Here is an 8,138-nt window from a genome sequence, read left to right as displayed (position 1 = left end):
CAGATATTATGGCCGATGCAGCGTCCCGTTGTCCCGTTATCAGGGGAAGATGACGAATTACCTACCGTTGATGTTTTTATCCCGACTTATAATGAAAGTCTGGAAATCGTTCAGAATACTGTCTTTGCGGCTTTGGGTATGGATTACCCCAAAGATCGTTTCGATGTTTATTTGTTGGATGATGGGCATCGCGAAGAATTTCGGCTTTTTGCAGAAGAGGCAGGCTGCCATTATTTAACCCGAAATGATAATCTGAATGCCAAGGCCGGTAACCTGAATGCTGCTTTAAAAAAGACCAAGGGTGAATTGGTCTGTATTTTTGACTGCGATCATGTGCCAACAAGAGCTTTTTTACAATTAACGGTGGGATGGCTACAAAAAGAGCCTAATCTGGCTTTGGTTCAGACACCGCATTTTTTCTATTCCCCTGATCCTATCCAAAGAAATGTGCCGGGTGGTGACGAATTACCCGGTGATAACGAGCTGTTTTATGGAACGGTGCAACGGGGTAATGATCTTTGGGATGCAACGTTTTTTTGTGGTTCTTGCGCTATTCTTCGTCGCGAAGCCTTGGAAGAAAATAATGGCTTTTCCGGCGAAACGGTGACGGAAGATGCCCATACGGCTTTAAGACTTCAAAGGCGAGGATGGGATACCGCCTATATCAATATCCGGCTGTCAGCAGGTCTCGCAACGGATACGCTTTTAGCCCATATCAAGCAGCGCGCTCGTTGGGCGAGAGGCATGACGCAGATTCTAAGAGTAGATAATCCGTTATGGGGGCGTGGACTCACCATTGCCCAGCGGCTTTGTTATATGAACGCACTGCTGCATTATCAATTTGCTCTGCCTCGGGTCATCTTTTTAATTTCGCCTTTGGCTTTTATCCTGTTTAATTCCAGTATTATTCACGCCTCTGCTGTCATGGTTTTTGCTTATGCCATTCCGCATCTGCTCCTGTCACTCTGGGCGCATGAAAGATTGAGTAATGGGAGAAGACAGCCTTTTTGGGGTGAAATCAATGAAACGCTTTTAGCCTTTCACTTGATAAAGCCGACTCTTATTACTCTATTTAATCCTAAAAAAGGTAGTTTTAACGTCACCGACAAAGGCGAAAGAATGGAAGATAATTATTTTGATCTTCGTTCTGTTCGCCCGCACCTTATAACTGCTGCTTTTTTGTTTTTTGGTCTAGTCGTTGGTGTCATAAAACTCATTTATTCCAGTTATTTTCACATTCAGCCCTCGGTTGTGTTGCTGAATGTGACTTGGGCAAGTTTCAATTTTATTATCTTATTGGCATCCATTGCCGTTGCGCATGAAAGCAGACAGATCAGGAATACAGTCCGTTTTCCTTTCCGTATGCCTTTTACCGCCTATTTCGACGATGGACATGCCATTGATAGTGTTACAGACAATATCTCGTTAGGTGGGTTAGCCTTTTCCTTACCCAAAAATTACGAATTAGCGGACAGGGGCATTTCCGAAATTTCTATGAAAGTAGATAATCGGTCTTTTGCTTTACCGGTTAAAATCGTGAGCAAAAGCGGTTCTCTCGTCCGTCTGCAATTTGAAGCAGCCTCAATGCCAGAACAGAAAAAACTGGTCGCGGCACTGATGGGACAGGCCGATGCTTGGTTGCATTATGGCCCTGAAGAAAAACCTGTTTCAACCATCGCATCCATGAAACACATTCTTAAAATTATCTTTGGTTTGCTGCGTTACCGTCCCCAAAAACGGATCAACAAAAAAGCGGCGATTAAGAATGAGAAGGGGGCAGTAAAAAAATGACAAAAGCCAAAAAAGCAACCGTAGCCGGTTTGATGTTGCTCACATTATCGGGTGTTTCTTACGATCAGCAAGCTGGTGCGGCGGCTGTCAAAACCAAGCGTGTCGTTAATACATCGGATAGCGCTTTAGAAAATATTCCGGTTCCGGCAACGGCACATCAAGGACATCTTTCTTTTGAATCGATGGGAATCGGCCAGACAATTCATCTGGTAGGTGTCATCGGCGAAATGGGAATTCCTTTCGGGCTTAGAAATGACGAAACGGTCGCAAAGGCCAGTCTGCGCCTTAGCGCCACCTATTCTCCGGCCTTATTAAGTGACCTTAGTCATCTTGTTGTCTTAGTGAATAATGAAGTTATTCGCTCGGTGCCGCTGTTACGCGAAAATGCAAATGGTCTGGAAATTGTCCTTCCGGTCGACCCCGCCCTTTTCCTTCCGGGTGAAAATCGCATCAATCTGCGTTTTATTGGCCATTATACCCGCGATTGTGAAGATCCGGTGCATAGCTCACTGTGGATGAATATTTCCAATAAACGGTCTTTTCTTGATCTTGAAATGGTTAAAATGCCACTTCAAGCCGATCTTGAGCGCTTACCCGCGCCTTTCTTCGATCGTTTTGAAACGGGGCGTTTGAATTTGCCATTTGTTTTCCGGTCTGCTCCCAATGAAGATATGCTAGAAGCGGCCGGATATGTTTCTTCATGGATCGGTAGTTCTCGCGGTTTTAAAGGGGCGGCCTTTACGCCTGTGTCAGACGGTATCCCAACCGGAAACGCGATTGTTTTTACAACCGGACGTAATCCGATCCCTGGATTAGGGGACGATCACATTACGGGGCCAACCATTGCGATTGCCAAAAATCCGAATGATGCTACGGGACAACTTCTCGTTGTCATGGGGCGGAATGGAGAAGAATTAAAACAGGCGGCGGCCGTTTTGGCAACCCGAAGCGCGTCTTTAGAAGGCCAGCGTGTTGTCGTCGATGACGTTAAAATTCCGAGCTACAAGCCTTATGAAGCGCCGAAATGGATTAGAACTGATCGGCCTGTCAAACTTTCTGAATTAGTGCATTCACCTCAAGACCTTATCGGTAACAGTATTATGCCGGGGCCTTTGGAAGTGAATTTCAAATCAGCACCTGATCTTTTCTTCTGGCCTTATTCTGGCCCCAGAATGAAAGTGAATTATCGTTATCCTTATGGTAGCTGGCTCGATAGAAAACGTTCGCGTTTGGATATATCGCTTAACTCGCAATACGTTTCGACTTTACCAATCGGTGAAAAAACATGGATAGATAGATTATTAGGACGTGATGGTGCTGTCGGTATCCGCAATCACGGAAGCCGCACCATCCCAGCCTACACGATCGCGCCAAACAACTATCTTAGCTTTTTCTATGATTTGCAGTTAGCCGATAAGGGGCGTTGTCAGGCTGTTTTGCCGAACAACGTTCGTTCAACGATTGATCCCGACAGCAGTATCAACCTAATGCATGCGCATCATTTGGCGCGGTTGCCTGATTTGGGATTATTTGCCGGTTCGGGATATCCTTTCACAAAGCTAGCCGATTTGGGTGAAACGACTGTTTTGATGGAAGAACACCCGTCGGCAGGGGCTATTCAGGCGTATCTTGGTTTGATGGCGCGCTTTGGTAGTGCCACCGGTGCGGCTGTAACCCGTGTCGCAGTTCAAGAAGGCGTTAATCCCGATCGTCTTAAAGGGCGGGATCTCCTGATTATTGGTGGCTCGGCTTTGGCTGAAAATAATCTTTTGGAAAATGCTCCAGTCCGGTGGAATGGTCAGCATATGACATTGAAAGAGCGTCTGCTATCCAGTCGTTTTTCCAGTTTCCTTCATATGACTAGCCCTGATGTCCCGACCTATCCTGATCAGGATGTCGCCGCGACGATTTCTTCACCTGAATTTGAGGGCTTAATGGCATGGCGTTCACCCTTTGATAGAAGCCATGATGCTGTTGCTTTACTTGCCCTAGACCAGAATAAATTACCTGATTTTGTTCAGGCTTTTGATAAAAAACAAAATGATGGACAAATAAAAGGCGATCTTGCCCTGAATACAATTAATGGAATACGGAGTTTTCAGGTCGGATCATTATATTGGCGAGGTTCTGTTCCATTTTGGTTATGGATTGGTTACTGGATTAGTAACCATCCGTTAGTAATGATTGTGTTAACGTTATGCGTCGCGCTTCTGCTGGCTGTTCCGATCGGAACCCTTCTTAGAATTCAGCAAAAACGCCGGCTTAAGCACGCCTCCACTGCGGAGGTTTCAGAAAACGATGAGTCCGAAGAATGAAACGCATAACAGGCATTACTCTCGCTTCCTCTCTGGCTGGTGCCATAATGCTGGGATCTATGGCCGTAGATCCCTTGCCAGCCAGTGTCAGCAAGACCCCAACGCCGGATAACAACGCAGGCACGGCAAAATCGGGATCCACCGCAGGTAGTGGCAGTGCTATTCAGTTATTGCGGCGTCAGGCGATTTTCTGGAAAAATAGAGGCCGGAATGATCTAGCTGCCAATGCGTGGCAGAGATTGCTCGAAATTGACCCTAATAATAAAATGGCCAAACAGGCCTTGCAGGAATCAACTTTCATTCCGGCAGCCCCTGAAAGCGATAGCAGTCCCAATAATGCTCCGACCAAAATTGTTACGGGGCAGGGTGGCCGTTCTTTCCCAACGGGGCTAACGCCTTCTGCGCGTGCAGGCCGTATTCGGCTTGAAGGCTTTAATGCGTTTAAGAATAACCAGCTTGATATTGCCGAACAGCGTTTTAGACGGGCTTTAGCGCTTTATGCCCATGACAAGGATGCCTTGGGTGGCTTGGGTATTATTCGCTTAAAACAACATCGTTATGCTGAAGCCATCCGTTATTTAGAAGAAGCCTCTTCTGATAAAGACGGTTATCGCTGGGCAAATGCCTTGTCTTCGGCTCGTTTCTATGGACGTTTTGAGGAAGCCCAAGCGGCTAGCCGAGCAAACCAGCTTGACAAAGCCCAGTCCATTTTAGAGCAATTACAAAATCAGCAGGGCGGCGATGCTAATGTTTCCAATGCCCTTTTGGCTGATATCTATGCGCGTCAGGGACAATTCGACAAGGCAATGGCGCTTTACGACAAATTAGGTAATTCTGCCGATGCCGTCACGGTCGCCCGTTTACGGAGCCAAGAAAACAGCATCAAAGCACGACGTGCCTTGTCTCAAGGTGATTATGCCCATGCAGAGCAATATTTTAGAACGGCGATTGCCAATGATATTGCCAATCCATGGTTACGCCTTGATTATGCCCGCCTGTTATTAAAGGAAGGACATCGCCCAGAAGCGGTCAGCTTAATTAGACCTTTGGAAGATCAAGCCTCTTCTGAAGAAGCTATTTATGCCGCCAGTCTTTTTTGGCAGGAAATGGGCGATAATCGGCATGTTATCAGCCTGATTGAACGCATCCCTGATGATGCCCGCACGCCTTTGATTAATCAGATCGCTGAATCTGCTGATATCAATATCGCTTTGGCGCGTGCCAAACGGATGAGTCTTTATGGGCGGCGTGGTGATGCTATTGGTCTGTTGCGCTCTTTAGCGAATGATCCCAATCGCAGTATTTCCCAGCTAGGGATGATTGCCGATGGCTTATTACAATTGGGCGATGTTGAAGATGCAGCGTTTTTAGCCGAGCATAGTTTATCTTTGCCTTTGGGTGAGGCGAATGACTATCAAGCCAGCTTGTCCGTTCTGATCCGCACGGGTCATTATGATACGGCCAGCGACTTCATCAGTCAGATTGCGCCTGAAATGTCTAGCCATGACCAGAATGGTTATAAGATGCTTAACCGCACCTTGGCGATTGCTCGTGCTGATATGATGCGCAAAAAAAAGCTCTATATGCCTGCTTTTGATGTGTTGCATCAGGCTTGGGAAGAAACGGGCGGCGGCGATAACATTTTGCCGGTCTTGGCTAGAATTTATCAGGATGCAGGACTTACCGATAAAGCGCAATCGCTTTACCATTATATGCTACGGAATCACCCGAGAGATGCGTCAGCTTTGTTGAACAGTTTAACGATTGCTCAACAACAGGGGAATGATGATCGCGCAGAGCAGGCTTTACGGCGCTTGAAGAAAGTAGCACCCGGTAACCCATATGTTTATTTGGCCTCTGCTCGCTTTGAAAAATCTAAAAGTGATGATGAGCAGGCCTTAAAAGACCTGAAAAAAGCGCATCGCGTTTATCAAAGAATGGTGCGGCAAGGCCGGTCGGCTGATCTACCTTCTGATGCTGCTAATGATGACAATAGCCCGATTGTGGTCGATGCCCCCAATCTTCCGCGCGATAATTATAATCCTTTTGCACTGAATGAAGAGGATTTCCGTCGTTTACAGACCCGCAGTCAGGTTGAAATGGCCTCGTCTGATAGCGACGCAGATATAGATCGTGATGACTATCATTATAATCGTGACGATTATGATGATGGTTTTGGGCAGACATCTTCTTATCATTCGGCGCGGTCGTCTGGCGGGAATAATGATCGCTTTGCTCATGGCACAAGCTATCAAAAACCCCAGCAGCCTACAGTAAAGCAGCCATCGGGTTTTTCGTCCCATCCTTTATTTGCGTCTTCGGATGAAGAAAACTTTCATAATCGATCCGAGGAAAAGCCAGCCAGTCGCCATAGCTATGGCAGTAGACAGGTCTTGGCAGCAGATACCGCCGATTACAATGAAGGGCGTAAGGCTGCTAATACGGTTTCCTCATCATCGAAAAAGGCACAGGCATCGCAGCCTTTGCTTGCCAATAATTTTACATCGACCCAAAATGCTTTACCTTTTCCAAACCAGACAACGGGAAGTCGTTCTTCTGGTAATGGGCTTGATAGCCTGAATACACGGGTATTCCCTGACCGCAGCTTGTCAAATGATTACGATGACGAGGATGAGCGTCAGGAAAAAATTAAACGGGATATGGCCGAGCAACGGAAATATGACAGCTGGAATGTTTTCTCGCCCGGTAGCGCCTTTGGTCAAAGCACGATGTTGGAAGCGCCTTCCTATACAAGCATCGCGGTTGCCGATCCAATAAACTATCCAGCTGCCGCGCGCTTGAATGGTGGTAGTCATGATCCGTTATTGCGAGATATCAATGACGGGATTGACCATCTTTCTTTGAATACAGGCACTGTTCTGGAAGGTACGCCCGAATTCAGGCAACATTCTGGTCAGAATGGCCTCAGCCGTTTAAATGAATATGCTTTCAATGCCAAAGTATCCACTAATCTGGGTAGTCGGGTAAGGGGCTTCTTCTCGGTAACGCCGGTTTATCTAACCGCAGGTCAGCCTGACCAGTATGGTGCGCCTTATTTCGGTAGTAACCCGTTAGTCTCTAACGCCAGTATCGCTGCGGGTGGTAAGGCGATGTATGCTCCGGTTAAAGATCAATCCGCTTCGGGTGTCGCCCTTGATGCAGGTATTAAAATCAAAGATATCCGTCTTGATATCGGCACGACCCCAATTGGCTTCAGAAAAACCAATATTCAAGGCGGCGTAAGCTGGTCGCCTCAAATTATAGATCATTTGACTGGCCATATCTTTATGGAACGTCGTCCTGTCATGGACAGTTTGATTGCTTATGCCGGAAGTGTTGATCCTGTCATGGGGCTGACATGGGGTGCGGTGATGAAAACCGGCGGCGGCGGTGGTTTATCCTACGATGTCAATGGTAGTGGTCTTTATGCCCAAGGTAATTATCGGGTCTATAACGGTACCAGAGTTCAGAAAAACCATGCGGTTGAAGCCAATGTCGGTGGTTATTATTCACTCCTGAATACGCCAACTTCTAATTTCAGCATCGGCGTAAACGTCAATTACCAGCATTATTTGAATAACCAGTATTTCTTTAGCTTTGCGCAAGGCGGTTATTTCAGTCCGAACCACTTTATCAGTGTGGCTTTCCCGCTGCGCTATACTGGGACGCTGGGACGCTGGAAATTAAATGCAGAATTAGCCCCCGGCTATCAGAACTTCTATGAAAGAAGTAACTACATCTTCGCGAATGAACATGATCTGCAAAATCAGATGAACAAATTCAATCTCGCGAATAATAGTCTGGCGAATAAATTCCCCGGCCAGCATCATAGTGGTGCTGGTTACGAAGGTCGTCTGGCTGTCAGTTACAGATTAAGTCGTTCGGCTGTTTTGGGTGGCGAAATTCGAGCAACGACCTTTGGCCCTTACAGCGAATATCGTGAATTACTGTCTATTCACTATGCGATGGATGCGGATAAGCCGGATAAACATTAATTCAATCCATATTTTCTTTAATTATGAAAGATTTGTT

At 46.6% G+C, this 8,138-nt stretch carries 3 protein-coding genes; all 3 read left to right on the top strand.

Annotated features, from left to right (window positions below):
* On the top strand, positions 1-1,791 hold a 1,791-nt coding region (gene bcsA / locus LDL18_RS07925; RefSeq protein WP_296508471.1), incomplete at its 5' end, for a UDP-forming cellulose synthase catalytic subunit.
* The gene (gene bcsB / locus LDL18_RS07920; protein ID WP_296508469.1) at positions 1,788-4,106 is read left to right on the top strand and encodes a cellulose biosynthesis cyclic di-GMP-binding regulatory protein BcsB; all 2,319 of its coding nucleotides are present in this window, start codon (positions 1,788-1,790) and stop codon (positions 4,104-4,106) included. The genes bcsA and bcsB, both read left to right, overlap by 4 nt.
* Entirely contained in the window at positions 4,103-8,101 is a 3,999-nt protein-coding gene (locus LDL18_RS07915) for a cellulose synthase subunit BcsC-related outer membrane protein (RefSeq protein ID WP_296508467.1), read from the top strand. The genes bcsB and LDL18_RS07915 overlap by 4 nt, the downstream gene beginning before the upstream one ends.
* The last annotated feature ends 37 nt before the right edge of the window (positions 8,102-8,138 follow it).

Origin of the sequence: Zymomonas sp. (genome assembly GCF_020216885.1) — a bacterium.
Classification (GTDB): domain Bacteria; phylum Pseudomonadota; class Alphaproteobacteria; order Sphingomonadales; family Sphingomonadaceae; genus Zymomonas.
This window is presented reverse-complemented; position numbering and strand designations above follow the sequence as displayed.

Coding starts and splice junctions, on each gene's coding strand:
- LDL18_RS07915 (WP_296508467.1), top strand. CDS start 4,103: ATGAAACGCATAACAGGCATTACTCTCGCTTCCTCTCTGGCTGGTGCC.
- bcsB (WP_296508469.1), top strand. CDS start 1,788: ATGACAAAAGCCAAAAAAGCAACCGTAGCCGGTTTGATGTTGCTCACA.